16 protein-coding genes are annotated in these 17,510 nt (G+C 32.9%); 8 read left to right on the top strand and 8 right to left on the bottom strand.

Going from position 1 to position 17,510, the window contains the following annotated elements; translation table 11 throughout:
• Window positions 1–26: 26 nt before the first annotated feature.
• The 4 genes from A4F88_RS22640 to A4F88_RS22625 all read right to left on the bottom strand — a co-directional run bounded on the left by A4F88_RS22640 (window position 27) and on the right by A4F88_RS22625 (window position 4,007).
• Complete coding sequence (locus A4F88_RS22640) at window positions 27–1,547, bottom strand: PAS domain-containing sensor histidine kinase (protein WP_068845040.1); 1,521 nt, start codon at window positions 1,545–1,547, stop codon at window positions 27–29.
• Between the two features lie 149 nt (window positions 1,548–1,696).
• Entirely contained in the window at window positions 1,697–2,593 is an 897-nt protein-coding gene (xerD, locus tag A4F88_RS22635) for a site-specific tyrosine recombinase XerD (RefSeq protein ID WP_068845038.1), read from the bottom strand.
• 81 nt (window positions 2,594–2,674) lie between these two features.
• Complete coding sequence (locus A4F88_RS22630; protein WP_068845037.1) at window positions 2,675–3,256, bottom strand: porin family protein; 582 nt, start codon at window positions 3,254–3,256, stop codon at window positions 2,675–2,677.
• Between the two features lie 199 nt (window positions 3,257–3,455).
• Window positions 3,456–4,007, bottom strand: a complete 552-nt coding sequence (locus tag A4F88_RS22625; protein WP_068845036.1) for an outer membrane beta-barrel protein — start codon at window positions 4,005–4,007, stop codon at window positions 3,456–3,458.
• Between the two features lie 279 nt (window positions 4,008–4,286).
• On the opposite strand from A4F88_RS22625, the gene A4F88_RS22620 reads away from it, so the two are divergent.
• The 3 genes from A4F88_RS22620 (at window position 4,287) to A4F88_RS22610 (ending at window position 7,968) form a co-directional block, all read left to right on the top strand.
• Window positions 4,287–4,850, top strand: coding sequence for a porin family protein (locus A4F88_RS22620; RefSeq protein WP_068845035.1), 564 nt, complete (start codon window positions 4,287–4,289; stop codon window positions 4,848–4,850).
• A 144-nt stretch (window positions 4,851–4,994) separates the two neighbouring features.
• A complete protein-coding gene (gene aroQ / locus A4F88_RS22615) occupies window positions 4,995–5,408 on the top strand; it encodes a type II 3-dehydroquinate dehydratase (protein WP_068845034.1) in 414 nt (137 codons plus the stop codon).
• A gap of 70 nt (window positions 5,409–5,478) precedes the next feature.
• Window positions 5,479–7,968, top strand: a complete 2,490-nt coding sequence (locus A4F88_RS22610) for a DUF5686 and carboxypeptidase regulatory-like domain-containing protein (protein ID WP_068845033.1) — start codon at window positions 5,479–5,481, stop codon at window positions 7,966–7,968.
• A gap of 312 nt (window positions 7,969–8,280) precedes the next feature.
• Here A4F88_RS22610 and A4F88_RS22605 read toward each other — a convergent pair whose 3' ends face one another.
• The 4 genes from A4F88_RS22605 to A4F88_RS22590 all read right to left on the bottom strand — a co-directional run bounded on the left by A4F88_RS22605 (window position 8,281) and on the right by A4F88_RS22590 (window position 11,833).
• Complete coding sequence (locus A4F88_RS22605) at window positions 8,281–9,156, bottom strand: cation diffusion facilitator family transporter (protein WP_068845032.1); 876 nt, start codon at window positions 9,154–9,156, stop codon at window positions 8,281–8,283.
• Between the two features lie 142 nt (window positions 9,157–9,298).
• Window positions 9,299–10,609 (bottom strand): UDP-N-acetylglucosamine 1-carboxyvinyltransferase, encoded by a 1,311-nt coding sequence (gene murA / locus A4F88_RS22600; RefSeq protein WP_068845031.1) that lies wholly within the window; start codon window positions 10,607–10,609, stop codon window positions 9,299–9,301.
• Between the two features lie 201 nt (window positions 10,610–10,810).
• Window positions 10,811–11,533, bottom strand: a complete 723-nt coding sequence (locus A4F88_RS22595) for a DUF4290 domain-containing protein (RefSeq protein ID WP_068845030.1) — start codon at window positions 11,531–11,533, stop codon at window positions 10,811–10,813.
• Between the two features lie 3 nt (window positions 11,534–11,536).
• A complete protein-coding gene (locus A4F88_RS22590) occupies window positions 11,537–11,833 on the bottom strand; it encodes a DUF493 family protein (RefSeq protein WP_068845029.1) in 297 nt (98 codons plus the stop codon).
• Between the two features lie 275 nt (window positions 11,834–12,108).
• On the opposite strand from A4F88_RS22590, the gene A4F88_RS22585 reads away from it, so the two are divergent.
• The 5 genes from A4F88_RS22585 to fmt all read left to right on the top strand — a co-directional run bounded on the left by A4F88_RS22585 (window position 12,109) and on the right by fmt (window position 17,479).
• Entirely contained in the window at window positions 12,109–13,023 is a 915-nt protein-coding gene (locus tag A4F88_RS22585) for an alpha/beta hydrolase family protein (RefSeq protein ID WP_068845028.1), read from the top strand.
• A gap of 53 nt (window positions 13,024–13,076) precedes the next feature.
• On the top strand, window positions 13,077–13,775 hold the full coding sequence (locus tag A4F88_RS22580; RefSeq protein ID WP_068845027.1) for a hypothetical protein: 699 nt from the start codon (window positions 13,077–13,079) through the stop codon (window positions 13,773–13,775).
• A 262-nt stretch (window positions 13,776–14,037) separates the two neighbouring features.
• The gene (locus A4F88_RS22575; RefSeq protein ID WP_068845246.1) at window positions 14,038–14,571 is read left to right on the top strand and encodes an AAA family ATPase; all 534 of its coding nucleotides are present in this window, start codon (window positions 14,038–14,040) and stop codon (window positions 14,569–14,571) included.
• A gap of 65 nt (window positions 14,572–14,636) precedes the next feature.
• Complete coding sequence (locus A4F88_RS22570) at window positions 14,637–16,532, top strand: RecQ family ATP-dependent DNA helicase (protein ID WP_068845026.1); 1,896 nt, start codon at window positions 14,637–14,639, stop codon at window positions 16,530–16,532.
• Window positions 16,532–17,479, top strand: a complete 948-nt coding sequence (fmt, locus tag A4F88_RS22565; protein ID WP_068845025.1) for a methionyl-tRNA formyltransferase — start codon at window positions 16,532–16,534, stop codon at window positions 17,477–17,479. The genes A4F88_RS22570 and fmt overlap by 1 nt, the downstream gene beginning before the upstream one ends.
• The last annotated feature ends 31 nt before the right edge of the window (window positions 17,480–17,510 follow it).

Below are 17,510 nucleotides of genomic sequence, written 5' to 3'. Positions count from 1 at the left end.
TTGTTTTATATCATCTTAGAAACCCATTAAACATCGTTAAAAACGATTTTAAAGCTAGTACCTACTCCAACCTCACTTTCAACTGAAATACTCCCTTTCATCGCCTCAATTTGATTTCTGGTGATATAAAGTCCAATTCCTCGGGCTTCATGATGTTTATGAAATGTTTTATACATCCCAAACAATAAATCACCATAAATTTTTAAATCGATACCAAGACCGTTATCAGTAATTTTTAAAGATTTAAATCCTTCCGGTTCTATCCCAAAATCAAAAACAATAACAGGATCTCTGTCAGGATGTGCATATTTTATAGCATTTGTTGCAAAATTCAACAATACACTTTCCATATAAGCAGGATTAAAATTAACCGTTAGATACTTAGGCACATTATTAATAATAGTAACGTTTGTCTGTCTATCATATCCTTTAATAGTCGAAATCGTTTTATCGATATACTCACAAAGATTTAGCGGAATTACGGCAATATTAATATTACTTTGCGTTTTTACGATTTGTGTCAGGTTTGAAATAGTTTCATTCAAATCATTTGAAACTGTACGCAAATGCTCTAACATTTCGTTTACAGTTTGCTTTTCTATATCAGCATCAATAAAATCTAAAATTGATTTAATATTTCCCGCCTGAGTATTTAGATTATGCGAAACGATATGCGAAAAATTAACCAAACGGCTATTTTGATCACTATACAGCTTCATCGTTTTTAAAAGCTCAAGTTCCTTTTCTTTTTGTAAAGAAACATCGGTATGCGTCCCAATGACACGCAATGGCTTTCCGTTTTCATCTCTTGCAATAACTTTTCCACGATCTAAAATCCATTTATAGTTTCCACTCGAAGTCATTACGCGATGATAGTTTTCGTAATACGGAATCTTATTATCGAAGTGTTCCTGAATATCAGAATAATATTTTGGAAGATCATCAGGATGCACAATTTTATCCCAACGCTCCGGATCATCAAAGATATCTGCAGAGTCTAATTCCAGAATTTTTAGCGATAACGAAGAGTAAAAAACAGTATTAGTTACCATATCCCAATCCCAAATTCCGGCAGTTGAAGCCTCAAGAGCAAACTGAAATCGCTCTTCAGAAATTCTCAGCTTTTCTTCTTTATCCTTTAAATTGGTAATATCTGAAACATGACCATAAAAACTCACACAATCATTAGACGACGATTCTGTTTTTGAAGAGATTTTAAACCATCGCAGTCCTTTAACAGGCAAAACTGCCCTAAACTCAACTTCCCATGGCTTTACTTCTTTACGCGCTTTGACCAAAGACTGAAAAAAGAAATCACGATCCTGAGGAAACACCCTTTCATAAATAATGAGTTTGGGATCTTTAGAAAACATTTCAGAGGTAAGCTCGAAGATTTCATCAGCCGACTTACTGACCAATGGAAAAGAATAATTGTTATCGCGATCAATAACAAACTGGAATAATAAATCCGGCATTTCGGCAAACAATTTTTTGTAGAAATTATTCACTTCTAAACAATCCTCATTTCCATACAAATCAAAAACCATATATCACTTATTTATGTAGATTGAATTATTAAAAAAATTGATTCTCAAGAGAACAAAGATTTAAAAATCAAACCCTTACCCCTTATTACTACAAAATATTATACAATATATTAATTTTTTGACTTAAAAATGACTTATCAGTCAAAAAATTATCTTCTTGGATGAAACGAATGCATAACTTCTTTCAGGAAACTTCGGTCCAGATGCACATAGATCTCCGTAGTCGTTATAGATTCATGCCCCAGCATTAATTGAATCGATCTTAAATCGGCACCATTTTCAAGCAAATGAGTAGCAAAAGAATGACGCAAAGTATGTGGACTGATCGTTTTATTTAAACTAACTTTTACTGCCAAATCTTTTATAATAGTAAATATCATAGCCCGCGTAAGCTGTCCGCCTCTTCGGTTTAAAAACAAAGTATCTTCGAACCCTTTTTTGATAGTTAAATGTGTCCGGATTTCTTTTTGATAAATCTGTATGAATTTCTGCGTCAGTTTTCCAATTGGAACAAAACGCTCTTTATTTCCTTTTCCTGTAATTTTTATAAAACCTTCTTCAAAAAACAAATCTGATATTTTAAGCGAAACCAATTCAGAAACCCTCAATCCACAACCATACAATGTTTCCAGCATAGCACGATTTCGTTCTCCTTCATTTGTGCTCAAATCAATGGCAGCAATAAGCGAATCAATTTCCTTAACAGATAAAGTGTCAGGTAATTTTCTTCCGGTTTTTGGCGTTTCGATTAACTCTAACGGATTATCAAGCCGATAATCCTCAAAAACCAGATAGTTAAAAAAACTTTTTAATCCTGATATAATACGTGCCTGAGATCGTGGATTAACTTCTTTTGAGACTGCATATATAAATTGCTGCACTGTTTCATCTGTAATTTTTAAAGGCGAAACTTCAATTTGATTTATTTCCAAGAAAAGACACAATCGTTCAATATCGAAACTATAGTTTTCAATAGTATTTTTAGACAAACCTCTTTCGATTCGCAAATATGATTGATAATCTTTTATATATCTATTCCAGTTCATACTTACAAAGTAAACCATTTTTGAGCATAAAAAAACCTCCCGGACTATGGAAGGTTTTTAAAAATATTATTTCTGGAGAAATTAAAATTTATAAGCTAATGATAATGCAAGGTTGCTATTTTTAGCACTGTCATAATAATCATCTGAATTATCAATATCTTTATCAGAAAGAGGAGATAATCCAATAGTATAACGCAGACCTACTGAAAAATTATCTGTAAAATTGTATCCGGCTCCTAAGTTAAAACCTAAATCTGCCGATCTTGTATTGTCTTTTATATCTGTACCGTCTGCTTTGGCTGACAATAAAATACCAAGTTGCGGACCTGCTTCAACACTAAACTTTTTATCAACGATATAATATTTAGCGACTACCGGAATATTCAGATAATTCAATTTAATATCAGCATCAGTTCCAAATGGTCCGTCTACTTTAGTTCCCTGAGCCGAGAATAAAAGCTCTGGCTGAACATAAAATCGCTGAACAACATGGATTTCTGCAAAACCTCCTACGTGAAAACCAACTAAAGTTTTAGTATTTTCAACATCACCTCCAACTACAGTTGAAAGGTTAAGTCCACCTTTAACTCCAAATCTTGTCTGTTGAGCATTAGTAAATCCAAATGCCATAACAGCAATCGCGCATAAAATAATTTTCTTCATCTTATTTGTTTTTGGTTAAATTAATATTCAAATATAGAAATTTACTTCATAAAAATTAATTTTTATTTTAACAAATAAAATAGTAATAAGAATTTGAGCCTTTAACTAATTTTATACTTAAAAAACATATTATCATATAAACACAAAAAAACCTTCCTCAAAACGAGGAAGGTCTTCAAAAAACTAACTAAAAAAAAATTTAGAATTTATAGACTACCCCAAAGCCTACATTTCTTAAGTCAGTACCGAAGCTAAAGCTATTCGTTTTATCAGCACCATGACCTCCATTGTTGCTTACATTGTATCCTAAACCTAACCAAGTAGCTTCGATTGCAAAATGATTAGACAAGAAATAGCTTAAACCTAAGCCAACGTTTGCTCCAATGTCGTTTGTTTTAACATCAGTACCTTTAAGTTTTGTGTTTGAAAAATCAAGACCAGCCTGACCAAATACTGAAAATTGAGAAGCTGGAGTAAAATAGTATCTACCAAATGCTCCTACTGTAACTGCATCTGAAACATCTTTCACACTTTTGTAACCTAATTTACCACCAATTGCAATGTTTTCAGATACAAAATATCCTACTTTTGGTTCAATTTCAAACGTGCTAGTTTTATCATTTCCTGTTTTTTCTGAACCTACAGTTAAAGCTCCAGAAATAAATGTATCACCTTTAGCATACCCGCCTGTTTGAGCATTTGCAAATGTGAATCCTAAAACTGCAATAGCAGTTAACATAATCTTTTTCATAATTTTGATTTTTAATTACAGCCAAAAGTAGAATTAGTCTGACTAAAAAACCGCCACAAGACGTAATTAAAATATCAAAATAAGACAGAATTTAATTACAAATAATGCTCTGAAATTCAATCTTTTAAAATAAAAAACAATCGAAAAAGCCTTGAAAAACCAAAAATTTATGTAAATTTTATTAATTTTTTAAAGCTGGATGTAAAACAATAAAATCAAAATAATGTAGTTTTGACTTATAGATAACATAAAAAAATACGAAATTTTAAAAACACATTTATGAAAAAAATAATTTTAGCAGCTGTTTTGTTTATTGCAACATCGGCTACAATTCAGGCACAATTACTAAAAATTGGGGTTAAAGCAGGGGTTAACTTTGCTAATCAAACTGGAGATGCCTCTTTTAGCGGAATAGATTACAGCAAAGATGGTATCACAAGCTATCACGCAGGTTTAGTTGCAGAAGTAAAATTATTAGAAAAATTTTCTATCCAGCCTGAACTTTTATATTCTACCCAAGGTGCTACTTACAAAAATGCTATTGGAGAATTTAAAAATGAATTAGGCTATCTATCTATTCCAGTAATGGCAAAAATATATGTAACTAAATCCTTGAGTTTAGAGGTAGGTCCTCAGGCATCATTTTTATTAAGCAATAAAAAAGAGTTTGATGTACAAGATCCTAAAACATTTGACTTTGCTATCAATGCAGGATTGGGATTAAAGATTACTGAAGGTATTTTCATTCAAGGACGTTATGGTTTTGGACTAACTGAAGTTTCTTCTAAAGCTGATCTTAAAAACTCTGTATTCCAACTTTCAGCCGGAATTATGTTGTTCTAAAAGAATATCACATACTTTTATAAAAACCGTTCTATTAATTAGAACGGTTTTTTTATTTTTACAGCATGCAATAGTAATGGTAAAAATCAATAGCAATTTCAAAACCAATGCGAATTGCAATACCTCAACATAAATAATTTAAAAATGAAAATCTGCATTATCAACGGACCCAATTTAAATCTTTTAGGGAAAAGAGAACCTGAAGTTTACGGAAGTCAAACTTTTGAAGATTATTTTGAAACGTTGCAGATCAAATTTCCAAATATTGAACTTTCATACTATCAAAGTAACATTGAAGGTGAACTGATTGGAAAAATTCAGGAATGTGGCTTTACATTTGACGGAATTATTTTAAATGCCGGAGCCTATACGCATACTTCTATTGGTTTAGGTGACGCTATAAAAGCAGTTACTACTCCTGTTATCGAAGTACACATTTCGAATACTTATGCCCGCGAAAGCTTCAGACATCAATCGTATTTATCCGGAAATGCAAAAGGTGTTATTCTGGGTTTTGGACTAAAAAGTTACGAATTAGCAATTCAATCTTTCTTGTAAGTCTTTATTTAACAAATTTTTAATAGGCTCGTTTTTAACTTATTCTATTTTTGTGAGAGAAACAACTTTCATGAAAAACTATACTTTAATCGCCTTTTTATTTTTTTCGATTTCAAATTTTGCCCAAATAAAGGGAACTATAACTGATGAAAAAGGAAATCCATTGCCCTTTGTTTCTGTGTTTGAAGAAAACACCTATAGCGGAACTACTTCAAACGAACAGGGAAAATACCAGCTTAACGTAAAAGAAGTAGGTAAAAACAAAATCATCTTTCAATATTTAGGTTTTAAAACCCAAAAGATAACCGTTTCTGCTGATGCAAAGACAATGACTCTGGATGTAAAAATGCTGGAAGAAAGCTTTGCATTAAATGAAGTTGTAATTGATCCTAAAAACAATCCTGCAAATGCGATTATAAGAAATGCGATTGCAAACAAAAAGGATAACTCAGACAAAACAGCAAGATACACCGCTGATTTTTACTCGAAAGGAATGTTTAAGGTGAAAGATTTACCAAAAAAAATCCTTGGAAAAAAAGTAGATCTTGGCCAGGATATGGCTTCAAATCTGGACTCAACCGGAACAGGAATTTTATATTTATCTGAAACCATTTCAAAAATTACTTTTGAAAAGCCCAACAAATTAAAAGAGAAAATTATTGCTTCCAGAATTTCCGGAAACAACAAGGGCTATAGTTACAACACAGCTTCCTTGTCTACTTATGATTTTTACGAAAACACATTAGACTTCGATATTAAACTGATCTCTCCTATTGCTGATAATGCTTTTAGTTATTACAAGTACAAGCTCGAAGGTACTTTTTTTGACGAAAACAATCATCAGATTAATAAAATCAAAGTCATTCCTAAACGTGATAAAGAACCTGTCTTTGAAGGCTACATTTATATTGTTGATGACAGTTTTGCTATTTATGCCATTGATCTGGATATAAAAGGATATCGTATGAAAAACGAATTCACCGAAGTAATGCAGCTTAACCAGAGTTTTAGCTATAATACCAAAAATAAAATCTGGACAAAAAATGCCCAGACGCTGGATTTTACTGCCGGCATTTTTGGAATAAAATTTTCAGGAAAATTCAATTATGTGTATTCGAATTATGAATTTCCTGCTTCGTTTGAAAAGAAAACTTTTGGAAACGAAATCGTTGCTTTTGAAGCCAATGCCAACAAAAAAGATGATGCTTTTTGGAATGAGATTCGTCCAATCCCGTTAACCATAGAAGAGAAGACTGATTATACCAAAAAAGACAGTTTACAGACGATCAGAAAATCTCAAAAATATACGGATTCAATAGATGCCAAAACCAATAAATTTAAGATCACAGATGTCTTAATGGGTTATGGTTATAAAAATACTTTTAAAAAGTACTCATTCGATTATAAAGGATTATTAAATCTAACATCACTAAGTTTTAATACTGTTCAGGGATTTAATCTGGATTCCGGATTTTCATTCAAAAAAGGAAATGAGGAAGAAGGAAAAACAACTTCTGTGAGTACTACTTTCAATTATGGGTTTTCGGATCAGCGTTTTAGGGCTATCGGACAATTTACCCATAAATTCAATAATATAAATTATGCTACAATAAGTGCTTCGGGAGGAACAAAAGTGGCTCAGTTTAATAGTGCCGAGCCTATAAGTAAACTCATCAATTCTGTAAGTTCTCTATTTTATAAAGACAATTATATGAAGTTGTATAATTTAGAGTTTGCTCAGGTTAATTATTCGCAAAACATTTTAAATGGTATAAAGTTGATTGCAAAGGCAGGATACGAGCAACGAAAACCTCTTTTTAATACTACCGACTATTCGTTCTTTAAAAGAGATGACCAATATTCATCGAATAATCCGCAAGCACCAAATGATTTTACAACACCAGCATTTGATCAGCATCATTTGTTTAAAACTGCTTTGACTACCCTGATTAATTTTGGAACCAAATACATTTCAAGACCAGACGGAAGATACAATGTAAAGAACGATAAATACCCAACCTTATCGTTAACTTATGAAAAAGCGTTTGCTGCAAGTGAAAAAAAATACGAATTTGAACGCATCGGAGCTTTTGCATCTTATGATTTATCATTAGGCAACAAAGGTATCTTAGGCATGAATTTAAGAGCAGGGAAGTTCTTTAATGCCGAAAATATATCTTTTATTGATTACAGACATTTTAACGGAAACCAAACTCACATTGGAACCAGTAACCGTTATCTGAATGTTTTTAATTTAATGCCTTATTACACCAATAGTACCAATGACAGTTATTTCGAAATGCACTTAGAACATAACGACATGGGATTTGTTACCAATAAGATTCCGTTGATCAATTTATTAAAATCAACAATGAATATTGGCTTTCATTCACTCGCAATTCCGGATCGAAAACCATATTCTGAATTTACAGTTGGCTTAGACAACCTTGGTTTTGGAAAATTTAAAATCTTCAGGTTAGATTATGTACATTCATACCAAGGAGGAATTCAACAAAATGGTGTCGTATTTGGATTGAAGATTCTAAATGCGTTAAATTAGGTACAAAGGATCAAAGGTCCAGAGGTACAAAGGCAAATGCTTTAAAAATTTCTTCACTCCACTCGCACTGACAATTATAGTTATGTAAAAATTAAAAAAGTTAATTTTCTCATTACTAAGATTGCGTTAGGGATAGAAGCGGTATCCTTTTTGTTTTTCCTTTAAAAACAAAAAGATATAGCGGATAGCCCGACCGAAGGGAACGCCCAAATAAAAAATCCGCTTACTCTAACTAGAATAAACGGATTTTTTATTTATCGTTACAAAACAAAACCTTAGTCCCTTTGGACCTTTGATCCTTTGTACCTTTTTTTAGTGATAATCATCAGGTTCAATATGAATCAGGACATTGCCTAATTGAGGTATTTGTTCTTTTAAGGTATCTTGTAACTTATGAGATAAGTCATGTCCTTCTTTTACCGAAATTTTGGCTGATACAATAGCATGAAGATCTACATGATATCTCATTCCTGCTTTGCGGATAAAACATTTTTCGGTACCTAAAATACCTTCAACAGTTAAAGATTTCACCCGAATTTCTTCGACCAAATCATCATTCAGATTCTCATCCATAATTTCGCCAAGTGCAGGTCTGAAAATTTTACAACTGTTGTACAGAATAAAAAATGCGGCAAAAAGTGCTGCCCAGTCATCTGCAGATTCGTAGCCTTTACCCATAATTAGTGCGATCGAAATTCCGACAAAAGCCGCCACAGAAGTTATCGCATCACTACGATGGTGCCAGGCATCGGCTGCCAAAGATGAACTATTGGTTTGCTTACTGCGTTTCATAACCAGACGAAAAGAATATTCTTTCCAGATAATAATTGCGCCTAAAACATACAAAGTCCATGATTTTGGTAAATCATGCGAAGTTTGAATATTTGAAATACTTTCATATCCAATAATTGTTGCCGAAGTAATTAAGAATCCAACAACCAAAAAGGTAATCAGAGGTTCTGCCCTACCGTGTCCGTATGGATGATTTTCATCTGCAGGTTTATTAGAATATTTAATTCCAAACAACACCAAACAAGACGAAAATATATCCGTAGTCGATTCGATTGCATCTGCAATTAAGGCATAAGAATTGCCAAAAAAACCTGCCAGACCTTTTATCAGGGCCAGGCAGGTGTTTCCAACTATACTAAAGATAGTAGCTTTTACAGCTTTTTGTTCGTTTGTCATTTAGACTATTTTTTTTCGCCACGAATTCAACAAATTACACGAAAAATAACATTGTGTTTTATCACACTAATTTTTAAAACCCAAATCGTATAATTGAATTTCAAAAATTAGTTTTAATTCGTGAATTCGTAGCAAATATTTTTTACGCTCTCACGATTTTTGCTCCAATTGCTCTTAAACGTTCATCAATACGCTCGTATCCGCGATCGATTTGTTCAATATTTTGAATAGTACTTGTACCTTTTGCAGAAAGCGCAGCAATCAATAATGAAATCCCTGCACGAATATCAGGAGATGACATTGTAGTAGCTTTTAACTGAGACTCAAAATTATGTCCCATAACTACCGCTCTGTGCGGATCACATAACATAATTTTTGCTCCCATGTCGATCAGTTTGTCTACAAAAAACAAACGGCTTTCGAACATCTTTTGGTGAATTAAAACATCTCCTTTTGCCTGTGTTGCCACAACCAAAACAATACTTAATAAATCGGGTGTAAATCCTGGCCAAGGTGCATCTGCAATGGTTAAAATAGAACCATCGATATCTGTTTTTACTTCATATCCGTCTTTGTGAGCCGGAATGTAAATATCATCATTGCGTTTTTCGATGGTAATTCCAAGTTTTCTGAATGTATTTGGAATTAATCCTAAATTTTCCCAGCTTACATTTTTGATCGTAATTTCGCTTTTTGTCATAGCTGCAAGACCAATCCAGGAACCAATTTCGATCATATCAGGAAGAATTCTGTGCTCACAACCACCAAGGCTTTCAACACCTTCGATAGTCAATAAGTTAGATCCAACACCTGTAATTTTAGCACCCATCGAATTTAGCATTTTGCATAATTGTTGCAGGTAAGGCTCACATGCAGCGTTATAAACTGTTGTGGTTCCTTTTGCCAAAACTGCAGCCATTACAATGTTTGCTGTTCCGGTAACTGATGCTTCATCAAGCAACATATCTGTTCCTATCAATCCTTCAGGAGCTTCTACTCCGTAAAAATGATCTTCTCTGTTATATCTGAATTTTGCCCCGAGGTTAATAAAACCTTCAAAGTGTGTATCTAATCTGCGACGACCAATTTTATCTCCTCCTGGTTTTGGAATATATCCTTTTCCAAAACGAGCCAATAGTGGTCCAACAATCATAATAGAACCACGAAGCGCTCCTCCTTCTTTTTTGAAAGCTTCGGTTTCTAAATATCCAACATTAACCTCATCAGCCTGAAACGTAATCGAACCCGGTTCATTGCGTTGAATTTTCACTCCTAAATTACCCAACAATGTGATTAATTTATTGATGTCTATAATATCGGGAATATTATTAATTTTTACTTTATCCCCCGTTAGAAGCACGGCACATAAAATTTGCAATGCCTCGTTTTTTGCTCCTTGCGGAGTGATTTCTCCTTTTAAAGGAGTTCCTCCTTCGATTTTAAAAATTCCCATATTTATTTTTTAAGATTCTGAGCTACTGAGATTCCATGGTTCTGAGGTTTTCTGAGCTAAAATCTTAGCATCTTAGTCCCTTAGCATCTTAGCGCCTTTTTTTATTTCTGATTGTTATTTTTAAGATTCAGAGTTACTGAGGTTATAAGATTAAAAGCTAAAAAACTTAGCATCTCAGCACCTTAGAAACTTAGTCCCTTTTTATTTCTGATTGTTATTTTTCTGAAAAGGCTTTGGTTTTCCCGGCCCTTTGTTATTTTTATTGCCTTGTATTTTGGGCTGTCCTGTTGACGTGATTTTATTTGACATACGTTTATTAGTACGTAATAAATCAGTAGTGTTCAGTAATTCCTCAGTACTTTGCAGCAAATTGATTTTTCCTCCTGACAATTCATATAAATGCTCGAAAATCACATCGTCTTTTACAGTGTCTTTGTTCCAGCTCAAATATGATTTTTTCATATGATTGGCTATTACAAGTACCAAAGCATTTTTCATTTCGCCTTCTTCCCATTTATTGGCAACATCAATCATATATTTGATATTGTTACCATAAAATCTGTATTTTGGAAAGTTTTGCGGATAATGTAATACATCTGGTTTTAACTGCAACACATCGCGGGATGGAATTGGATATGGAGACTCTACATCTAATTTAAAATCAGACATGATAAAAAGCTGATCCCATAATTTATGCTGAAAATCCGGCACATCACGCAAATGCGGATTTAAGCTTCCCATAACCTGAATGATGTATTTTGCAGCTTTATTGCGCGTTTCGGCATCTTCGATTGCAGTAGCCTGATCGATCAGTTTTTGCAAATGACGACCATATTCCGGAATGATTAAACGTTGTCTTTCAGAATTATATTCTAAATTAAAAACAACATCATTCGCAATTTCTTTTTTATATTTCTCGTTCATAAGTTATAATGAAACTATACCTTCTATGGTAGAAACTTCTTTGTATTTAAGAATTACTTCGTCTGCACTATGCATGGTAACATCAACTGAAACACTGGTAAATTTACCGGTTTTAGATTTTGTTGTTTTAATAACCGCGCCCATCCCATCAAAAGCTTTCTCAACTCTCTCAACATTATCGTCTACAGAAGGCACTATAAATTTATATAAATATTCTGCTGGCCAAGTATTTGAATTATCTAACTCGACTTTTAATCTCTCGTAAAATTCAGCGGTGTTTTTTTCTTTATCGTTCTCCATTCTTAATTAAAAATAAAGGCAAATATACGCTTTTGATTTCAGACTTTTGATTTTAGATTTTAGATTTTTTTTCAATAAAAAGGGTTCAAAGTTACAGAGGCTCAAAGGCTCAAAGAAAAAACCTTTACAACCTTATTCCTTTATAATTTTTCCTCTTATATTTGAGAAATCATTGCAACAAAATTTCCCCACAAAAACACTAAGTCGCCAGCAAAAAAACAAAACTCAAAAAAATTACAACTCTGCGACTTTGCGAGATTCAAAAATATTTTATCATGAAAAAAATCATTTTCTTACTTTTCATCACTACCTCTTTTTACACTATTCAGGCGCAGGAAATTAAAACCATGACTTATTTCCAGAATGACACCATCAAACTGGATTTAGACTTATATCTGCCTCAGAAAAAAACAAATGAAAAAATCCCCTTAATCATTTTCGCTTTTGGCGGAGGATTTTCAGGTGGCGAACGTACTCAGGAAAAAAACTTTGGTATGTTTATGGCGCAAAACGGATATGCTGTTGCAAGCATTTCGTACAGCTTGTATATGAAGGGAAAAGATTTTGGATGCAAAGGAACTTTGACCGAAAAGATTAAAGCAATACAAATTGGCGTGAGCGATATGTGGCAGGCAACTTCTTATTTAATCGAAAATGCAAATAAATATAATCTTGACACTTCAAAATATTTTATTTCTGGTATTAGTGCTGGTGCCGAAATTGGATTTCATGCTTCATTTTGGGATTATAAACTAATGAATTTATATAAAAACAATTTACTGGAAAGTTTTAAATATGCTGGTTTCATTGGAGGTTCCGGAGCAATTCAGGATATTAACCTGATTACTAAAGAAAAAGCAATTCCGATGTTATTGGCACACGGAAATAATGACGATACTGTTCCATATGCAGCAGGTTCACATCGTTCCTGCCCTACAAATGCTTCGGGCTGGCTAATTCTATTTGGATCTTATGCCGTTTACAATCACATGCAGGATTTACATAAAGACATTGAACTGATTACTTTTTGCGGAGGCGGACATGAATTTTCGGGATATTTATTTCATGAAGGACAGCAATATGTTCTGGATTTTGTAAATGATGTTTTGAAAGGAAAGAAATTTGAATCGCATTTGATTGTTCCTTCTAAAAAAGGAAAAGATTCGGGGAAATATTTGTTTTGTGAGTAAACAAAAGAAAGATTATTACTATATTTACGAATATTTTTTTATTTATTCTGAATATGGAATTAACAAAGTCGGATCTTCAAAAATTAATACAAGTTCAAAAAGAAAACACTTTTTTAGATCATTTTATATTCTCACTTACAAAAGATTACAAAACATACGGAAATATCAAAAAAAATAAAATGAATCTTTGGAAAAGTACTGGTTTTACAGGAAGTTTTTATCCTGTATTTTCTTTTGAATTTGATTCAGAAGGTACACTTATAAAGATAACAGACGAATTAAATCCATTTGCTAAATTTTTGAGGCTACTATTTCCATTATTCTTTTTCTTCCCAACTCTTTCAACTGCTTTTACCGATTTTCAACTTAAAAAGTTTTTAATCTGCATAAGCATTTTTCTAATTTTAAGTTTTGCTAGTTACTTATTAAGTCTAAAAATATATTCATATAACAAAAAAGGTCTATTAAAAGATTTTTATCAAGTACTAAATAGTACAACAAAAAGCAAGCAATTGACAAAGCAAAGCAAAAGCAAAATACTTAACAACGAAACTGAGGAAAAATTGGAAAAGGAATGGACTATTGGTAAAATATTAACTCGATTATTTACATATCCTTTTTGTTTTGCTTTAATATTACTTGTTATATTTGGAATGATTCCAGATGGAAAATTTATAATTGCGATTCCGATGTTAGTAATTATTGGGGTTTATTTATATTCTGATTTGAAGATGATTTTCAAAAGCAAATAAACTAAAATGCTTTTTTTCTCCTGTAAGGTTTTAAAAACCTTGTAGGAAATACAACTGTTTGAGATAACTCCAAAAACAAAACCATCTCTCCTATTTAGCCCTGATGGCAGTGAAAATCCTTTTGCTTTTTCCTTTAAAAAGCAAAAGATTGAAGCGAACAGCAGGAACATTGATGACAAAAATTACGAAATCGTTCGCTTCAGCCAAAATAATCTTTTTAAATACAATAACTTTAGGTAAATTTGCGCTTTATTTTACGAAAGTGCAAAAACAAATCATAGTTCTCATTGGTGGCCCGGGAACGGGAAAATCTACTCTTATCAACGAATTAGTAGCTCGTGGCTACTGTTGTTACCCTGAAATTTCAAGACAAGTTACACTCGAAGCACAACAACGCGGCATTGAACAATTGTTTCTTGAACAGCCTTTATTATTTAGCGAAATGCTCCTTAAAGGACGTATTAAACAGTTTAAAGATGCACTGGAAGAACCTCATGAAGTAGTTTTTATAGATCGCGGAATTCCTGATGTTACGGCTTACATGGATTATATTGGCGATACTTATCCGGAGGATTTTATCAAAGCTTGTGAGGATTATAAATATTCTAAAACTTTTATATTACCGCCCTGGGAAGAAATTTACGAAAGCGACACAGAACGTTACGAGAATTTCGAGCAGGCTTTAACAATACAAAAGCATCTTGTTGAAACGTATAAAAAATACGGTTATGACTTAATTGAGGTGCCTAAAGATACAGTTGAAAACAGAATTCTTTATATCTTAGATAAAATTTAGACATGTGTTTAAAGTTGCAAAACTAGAAACTGCTTTCTAAATTTTTTAACTTTAAAACACGATCTATGCCTGAAGCACAAGAAATTCTTTTAAAATACTGGAAACATGACAGTTTCAGACCGTTACAAAAAGAAATTATCGATTCGGTTTTAGGCGGTCAGGATACTTTTGCACTACTTCCAACAGGAGGCGGAAAATCAATTTGTTTTCAGGTTCCTTCCATGATGCAGGAAGGTATTTGCCTCGTTATTTCGCCTTTGATTGCTCTAATGAAAGATCAGGTGGCGAATTTGCAGAAAAGGGGAATTAAGGCGATTGCACTTACCGGAGGAATTCATACAGAAGAAATCATTGATCTTCTGGACAATTGCCAATACGGAAATTACAAATTCCTTTATCTTTCGCCAGAACGACTTCAGTCGGAATGGATTTTGGAACGTATTAAAAACCTTCCTATAAATTTAATCGCTATTGATGAAGCACATTGTGTTTCGCAATGGGGACATGACTTTCGTCCGGCATACCTTAAAATCTCAGAACTTAAAAAACATTTTCCAAAAATTCCGTTTTTGGCTTTAACTGCTACAGCCACTCCAAGAGTTATTGAAGATATTAAAACCGAATTAGGATTAAAAGATCCTAAACTTTTTCAGCAGTCTTTTGAAAGAAAAAACATTGCTTATATGGTTTTTGAAGTTGAAGACAAACTCTATCGTGTTGAACAAATTTTAAGAAAAAATCCGCAGCCTTCTATTATATATGTACGAAACCGAAAATCGTGTTTAAACATTTCAACGCAATTAGAGTCACTTGGCTTTAAGGCTACCTATTATCATGGCGGGCTTTCGACAAAGGAAAAAGATAAAAACATGCAATTGTGGATGTCACAACAAGCACAGGTTATTGTGGCTACAAACGCGTTTGGAATGGGAATCGACAAAGACAATGTAAAAACGGTTATTCACACACAACTGCCGGAGAATCTCGAAAATTATTATCAGGAATCCGGAAGAGCCGGACGAAATGGAGAAAAAGCTTTCTCAGTTTTACTTTTTAATAACTCAGATGCAAATCAGACTGAACAGCAGTTTTTAAGCATTTTGCCTGATAAAAAGTTTCTAAAAACAATGTATGTCAAATTGTGTAATTATTTTCAGATTGCATACGGAGAAGGTTTAGATGAATCATTTTCTTTTAAGATGAATCATTTTTGCCATAAATATGACTTCCCTACTTTAAAAACATACAATGCTTTGCAGTTTTTAAATCAACAGGGCATTATTACAATGTCTCAGGAATTTTCAGAAAAGATTACGTTACAATTTCTAATTGAATCAAAAGAAGTAATTCGCTACATGAGTCTGAATCCGAATGAAGAAGAAATTATTCTGGCGATTTTAAGAACATACCCGGGAGTTTATGAAATGAAAACTCCTTTTAACCTTTCGCTTATTGCAAAAAAATCACACCATACAGAAGAGCAGGTTACTGCTGTTTTAGAAAAATTAAAAGAAAAAGGAATCATTGAATACAAATCTAAAAATAACGATGCAACTATTTTATTTAATGAAGTTCGGGAAGATGATTTAACCATTAATAGAGTTTCAAAATATCTGGAAAAACAAAATAAATTAAAAGAAGAACAACTACTATCTGTTTTACATTATATAAAGGAAAACAAAACATGTAAAAACCGATTGATTTTAGCTTATTTTGGAGAAGAAACAAATTCTAATTGTGGTGTTTGTTCTTATTGTATTACACAAAAAGGAAAAATTACAGAAACAGATTCGATTGCTGATAAAATTCTGCACTTATTAAAAACAGCAGCTTTGACATCGAGAGAAATCCAGACAGAAATAAAACTAGATGCAAATGATATAATTTTGGTCCTTCAGGAATTACTGGAAAACAATCATATCATTATACTACCTAATAATAAATACACTTTAAAATCATAATGGAAAAATTGAGAATTATATTTATGGGAACTCCTGAATTTGCCGTTGGCATTCTGGATACCATTATCAAAAACAATTACGATGTTGTTGGCGTGATTACTGCGGCAGATAAACCTGCAGGACGCGGACAAAAAATAAAATATTCAGCAGTTAAAGAATATGCACTCGCAAACAATCTTACTTTATTACAACCAACGAATTTAAAAGACGAAGCTTTTTTAGCTGAATTAAAAGCTTTGAATGCCAATTTACAAATTGTAGTTGCTTTTAGAATGCTGCCTAAAGTAGTTTGGGAAATGCCAAACTTGGGAACATTTAACCTGCACGCTTCTTTATTACCAAATTATCGCGGTGCAGCACCCATAAACTGGGCTATTATTAATGGAGAAACCAAAACCGGAGTGACTACTTTTTTTATCGATGATAAAATTGATACAGGAGCTATGATCCTAAATTCTGAAATAGCAATTGAACCTACAGAAAATGCAGGACAACTTCATGATCGTTTAATGCATTTAGGAAGCACAACTGTTATTGATACTTTGAAAGTGATCGAAAGCGGAAATGTAACTACTACTATTCAGGAGGACAATGCAGAAATTAAAACGGCTTACAAATTAAACAAAGAAAACTGCAGGATCGACTGGACAAAATCTGGCGAAGAAATCAACAATCTGATTCGTGGTTTAAGTCCGTATCCGGCTGCGTGGTGTTTTTTGAAAGATAAAAATGAAGAGCAAAACATTAAAATATACGAAGCAAAATTGGTTTTAGAAGCACATTCTCATGCAATTGGAAGTGTATTAAGCAGCAAAAAAGAAATTAAAATTGCCATACAAAATGGCTTTATCCAGCTTTTAAGTTTACAGTTACCCGGAAAAAAGAGAATGCAGGTGGCAGAATTATTAAACGGAATAACTTTTTCTGATGACGCAAAGGTCTATTAACCTCAGTAAAACAGGGGTTTCTACTTATTTT

The organism is Flavobacterium chilense (assembly GCF_001602525.1).
Classification (GTDB): domain Bacteria; phylum Bacteroidota; class Bacteroidia; order Flavobacteriales; family Flavobacteriaceae; genus Flavobacterium; species Flavobacterium chilense.
Note: the sequence above shows the minus strand (reverse complement) of the source record. Positions and strands in the feature narration are given on the sequence as shown.

What these genes read in the sequence shown, in the direction of transcription:
- A4F88_RS22640 (WP_068845040.1), bottom strand. Translation starts at nt 1,547, where the DNA reads ATGGTTTTTGATTTGTATGGAAATGAGGATTGTTTAGAAGTGAATAAT.
- xerD (WP_068845038.1), bottom strand. Translation starts at nt 2,593, where the DNA reads ATGAACTGGAATAGATATATAAAAGATTATCAATCATATTTGCGAATC.
- A4F88_RS22630 (WP_068845037.1), bottom strand. Translation starts at nt 3,256, where the DNA reads ATGAAGAAAATTATTTTATGCGCGATTGCTGTTATGGCATTTGGATTT.
- A4F88_RS22625 (WP_068845036.1), bottom strand. Translation starts at nt 4,007, where the DNA reads ATGAAAAAGATTATGTTAACTGCTATTGCAGTTTTAGGATTCACATTT.
- A4F88_RS22620 (WP_068845035.1), top strand. Translation starts at nt 4,287, where the DNA reads ATGAAAAAAATAATTTTAGCAGCTGTTTTGTTTATTGCAACATCGGCT.
- aroQ (WP_068845034.1), top strand. Translation starts at nt 4,995, where the DNA reads ATGAAAATCTGCATTATCAACGGACCCAATTTAAATCTTTTAGGGAAA.
- A4F88_RS22610 (WP_068845033.1), top strand. Translation starts at nt 5,479, where the DNA reads ATGAAAAACTATACTTTAATCGCCTTTTTATTTTTTTCGATTTCAAAT.
- A4F88_RS22605 (WP_068845032.1), bottom strand. Translation starts at nt 9,156, where the DNA reads ATGACAAACGAACAAAAAGCTGTAAAAGCTACTATCTTTAGTATAGTT.
- murA (WP_068845031.1), bottom strand. Translation starts at nt 10,609, where the DNA reads ATGGGAATTTTTAAAATCGAAGGAGGAACTCCTTTAAAAGGAGAAATC.
- A4F88_RS22595 (WP_068845030.1), bottom strand. Translation starts at nt 11,533, where the DNA reads ATGAACGAGAAATATAAAAAAGAAATTGCGAATGATGTTGTTTTTAAT.
- A4F88_RS22590 (WP_068845029.1), bottom strand. Translation starts at nt 11,833, where the DNA reads ATGGAGAACGATAAAGAAAAAAACACCGCTGAATTTTACGAGAGATTA.
- A4F88_RS22585 (WP_068845028.1), top strand. Translation starts at nt 12,109, where the DNA reads ATGAAAAAAATCATTTTCTTACTTTTCATCACTACCTCTTTTTACACT.
- A4F88_RS22580 (WP_068845027.1), top strand. Translation starts at nt 13,077, where the DNA reads ATGGAATTAACAAAGTCGGATCTTCAAAAATTAATACAAGTTCAAAAA.
- A4F88_RS22570 (WP_068845026.1), top strand. Translation starts at nt 14,637, where the DNA reads ATGCCTGAAGCACAAGAAATTCTTTTAAAATACTGGAAACATGACAGT.
- fmt (WP_068845025.1), top strand. Translation starts at nt 16,532, where the DNA reads ATGGAAAAATTGAGAATTATATTTATGGGAACTCCTGAATTTGCCGTT.